At 75.8% G+C, this 3,830-nt stretch carries 3 protein-coding genes; 2 read left to right on the top strand and 1 reads right to left on the bottom strand.

Annotation, left to right across the window (positions count from 1 at the left end; all coding sequences use genetic code 11):
- Positions 1 to 1,268, bottom strand: a 1,268-nt coding sequence (locus ACFUEL_RS36695; RefSeq protein WP_380242070.1) for a hypothetical protein, incomplete at its 3' end; no start/stop codon positions are given.
- 173 nt (positions 1,269 to 1,441) lie between these two features.
- Here ACFUEL_RS36695 and ACFUEL_RS36690 point away from each other — a divergent pair.
- Positions 1,442 to 2,305, top strand: coding sequence for a helix-turn-helix domain-containing protein (locus tag ACFUEL_RS36690; RefSeq protein ID WP_380242068.1), 864 nt, complete (start codon positions 1,442 to 1,444; stop codon positions 2,303 to 2,305).
- Positions 2,306 to 2,749: 444 nt separating this feature from the next.
- On the top strand, positions 2,750 to 3,664 hold the full coding sequence (locus ACFUEL_RS36685; protein WP_380242066.1) for a carbohydrate-binding protein: 915 nt from the start codon (positions 2,750 to 2,752) through the stop codon (positions 3,662 to 3,664).
- Positions 3,665 to 3,830: the final 166 nt, after the last annotated feature.

The raw sequence follows: 3,830 nt of genomic DNA, 5'->3' as shown, positions 1-3,830 counted from the left end.
AGCGCCAGGTAGCCGAAGCGCCCGGCCGGAGCGAGCAGGAACGCCAGCGCCAGGCCGGCCGCCAACCGGTCCGCCGCCGCGACCGCGCACCGGGGCGGACGCAGCAGCAGCGAGAGCGCCACCGCCGCCCCGCCGAGCAGCACCAGCCCGACCGCCGCACCCCACCCGGCCGGCCCGAGGTCCGCCAACAGCCGCCCCGGCAGCGGACTCGCCGCCGGCGTGGGCCACGCCCCCCGGCCCAGCGGGAACGCGAACACCTGACCCAGCACCGCCCCCGGCGCCCGCAGCAGCCACGGCACCACCAGCACCGCCGTCCCGCCCGCCGCCCACCCGGCGCAGCGCAGCGCCGCCCGCCGCCCGGCACCCGCCGCGAGCAGCGCCACCACCACCGCGACGGCGGGCCAGGCCGTCCACTTGAGCGCGCCCGCGGCGGCCAGCGCCAGCCCCGCCCCGGTCGGCCGCCGGGCCGCGCCCAGCGCCAGGGCCAGGCAGAGCAGCCCGGTCAACGGCAGGTCGACCCCGCTGGCGGCCAGCGCCAGTGCCACCGGCGGCGAGGCCAGCAGGACGACCACCCCCGTCCCCGTTCCCGCCCCCGTCCCGGTTCCGCCCCTGGCCCCGGCCGGGGGCGGAACCGGCCGGGCCCGCCAGGCGCCGTACAGGGTGGCCAGGAACGCGGCGGCGCACCACAGCCGGGGGTCGCCGAGCAGTTCCCCGGGGCCGGCCCCGATCCAGGACCCGGCCCGGCGCAGCAGTGCGTGCGGCAGTCCGAACAGGGCCATCCCCGGCAGGTAGGGGGTGACCTCGCCGGGGCCCGCGGGGGCGTCCAGGTAGGGCGAACCGTGGGCCAGCAGCAGTTCCCCGGACCGGGCCAGCACGCCCACCTCGCTCTGCCCGGACCCGGTGCCGACCAGCAGGGCCAGCGGGAGCAGCACGGCCCCGCCGAGCGCGACCCACCCGGCCCGGACCGGCCCGCCCGCTCCCCGGCCACCGCGGCCACCCCGGCCGGGCAGCACCGCCACGACGGCGGCCAGCAGGTACCCGACGGCGGCGACGGCGCCCCAGACGCGGTGCGGCCCGAGCGGTGAGACCAGCGGGAACACCCCGGCCCAGCCGGCGCATCCCGCCCAGCCCGCACCCCACCACCACGAGCGCCGCTCCCGGCCTCGGCGGCCCACCCGGTGCGGCGGCCGCAGCGGAGCGCGCGGTCGGGGCTGCGGCAGGGGGCGGGCCGGAGGGTGGAACGGGGGGCGGGGCCGAGTGTCGATCACCCGTCCATTCCAGTACGCGGGCCGGGCCCGGTCATGACGTCCAGGTGGACACTCGATGGTCGACTTTCCCCTACCTCCGACCCCCTGGCAGCCCCACCCCCACCGCTTGCCAGTACGTGCCACTTGGTATGGACCACTGGACGCCGGACGGGCGGTTTGCGCACACTGGCGCGATGAAGCTCCGACCGGCCACCGGCCTGGAACTGCACGACCTGGACGTGCCCGACCCGGGACTGCTGCCGTTCGCGGCGGGCAGCTTCGACGCGATCGGGCCGCTCTCCAGGGCGGACTTCCCGCACCGGCACTCGTTCTACGAGCTGGCCTACGTCGTGGCGGGCAGCGGCACGCACGTCATCGACCTGGTCGAGCACCGGATCGAGCCGCCCACGCTGTACGCGGTGCTGCCGGGGCAGGTGCACCGCTGGAGCGGGGCCGGCCGACTCGACGGCTGGGTACTGCTCTTCAACGAGGACTTCCTGCACCGGCACCCCGAGGACCTGGCCCTGATCCGGTCCCTGGCGACCGGCCCGGCGATCCGCCCCGACCGCCGCGAGCACCGTGAAATGGTCGGCCTGCTGCGGGAGTTGACGTCCGAGCACGAGGCCGGACTGGACGGCGGCCTGGGCGTGCTGCAGGCCCTGCTGCACGTCCTGCTGGTCCGCGCCCTGCGGGCGGCCCGCGGCCGCGGCACGCCCGCCGCCACCCCCTGGACGGCCGGACACCCGCTCGCCACCCGGTTCGCCCGGCTGATCGCCGAGGCCGACCGCACCGACCGCTCGGTGCTCGCACTGGCCCGCGAACTCGGCGTCTCCGCAGGCTACTTGCACGAAGTAGTGAAGGAGGCCACCGGCCGCACCCCGGCCCGGCTGATCCGCGAGCAGCAGACCCTGGAGGCCAAACGCCTGCTCACCACCACCGACATGACGATCCGTCAGGTCTCGGCCGCAGCCGGCTTCTCCGACCCGGCCTACTTCTGCCGCTTCTTCCGCCGCGAAGTCGGCCGCACCCCGGGCGAGTTCCGCGAGAAGGCGGGCTGAGGGGACCAACGGGACTGCCGGAAGCCAGAGTTGGCGGTGCTGCTCCAACCAGCCCTGCCGGCGGGCGAATTCACCACGTGGCCCGCGCGAAAGGCGGCCTCGAGCGCGCCCGGCCGACCTCCACGACCCGCCCCAGGCCCTGCCCGGGATCAGGCCCGCCCTAAGCCCGCCCTAAGCCCGTCCTAAGCCCGGCCGGCGGCGGTCCGGTGCCTGGTCGGTGCCTGGTCGGTGCCTGGTCGGCGCCCGGTCGGCGCCCGGTCAACGGCCGGTCGACGCCCGGTGGAACGGCGAGTGGCGGCGGCTGAGGAATGCACCACGTCCCGCCGCCCCCGTCCATCGACGGCCCGGTCGGGCAGGGCCTAGCGTCTGAGGCACCCCACAGCGCCGCCGTGTCGGGAGACCCGACCTCTCCAGGTGTCATGTCCCATCCAAGGGAATCCGGGCGTGCGGCGACCAACGAAGCAGTCGAACGGAGAGCCATGTCCACCCCCCCACAACCCGCTGGACGGCCTGGGAGAACTGGCCGATCGCAAGATCAGCCGCAAGGGCCTGCTCAAGGCGGCCGCCGCGGCCGCCGCCGCCCCGGTGCTGGTCGGCACCGGAGTCGCGCTGGCCCGCGAGGCCGCCGCGGCCGACACCCCGGCCCCGCTCACCCCCGAATGCACCGACGGGCACGTCACCGGCGAGCAGATCGAGGGCCCGTACTTCAAGCCCGGCTCCCCGCTGCGCACCAGCCTGGTGACCAGCGGCACCCCCGGCACCCCGCTGACCCTCAGCGGCTACGTGTTCGGCCGCAACTGCCTACCGATCTCCGGCGCCCTGCTGGACTTCTGGCAGGCCGACACCAACGGCAACTACGACAACTCCGGGTACACCTTCCGCGGCCACCAGTTCAGCGCCGCCAACGGCGCGTTCACGCTGACCACGATCGTCCCGGGCCTCTACCCGGGCCGCACCCGGCACATCCACGTCAAGGTGCAGGCGCCCAACCAGCCGATCCTCACCACCCAGCTGTACTTCCCGAACGAGCCGCGCAACGCCACCGACACCATCTACGACCCGGCCCTGCTGATGACGGTCCGCCAGGTCGGCAACGGGCGCGAGGCCAGCTTCGACTTCGTGCTCAACGTCAACGGCACCGGCACGCCCAGCCCCAGCCCGAGCAACTCGAACCCGGGCTCGCCGAGCCCCAGCCCGAGCAACACGGGTGGTGGCACCACCACCTGGCAGGTCGGCGCCAGCTACAAGGCCGGCGACGTGGTCACGTACAACGGGGTCACCTACGTCTGCATCCAGGGCCACATCGCGTACGCCGGCTGGGAGCCGCCGAACGTCCCGGCCCTCTGGCAGCGCCGCTGACCGGCCCCCGGTCCCGTCGCTGACCGGCCCCACCCCCACGCGGACGGTCAGCGGCGACAGCCACCCGAAGCGGCGGCACGGCCCCACTCCCCGGGAGGGGAAAACCGGGAGACCGGGGCCCGTGCCTGCCGAGCGCCATGGCGGCCCGAGCGCGGGGTGCCCGGGC

The organism is Kitasatospora sp. NPDC057198 (genome assembly GCF_042670125.1).
GTDB lineage: Bacteria > Actinomycetota > Actinomycetes > Streptomycetales > Streptomycetaceae > Kitasatospora.
This window is presented reverse-complemented; position numbering and strand designations above follow the sequence as displayed.

Coding starts and splice junctions, on each gene's coding strand:
- ACFUEL_RS36690 (WP_380242068.1), top strand. CDS start 1,442: ATGAAGCTCCGACCGGCCACCGGCCTGGAACTGCACGACCTGGACGTG.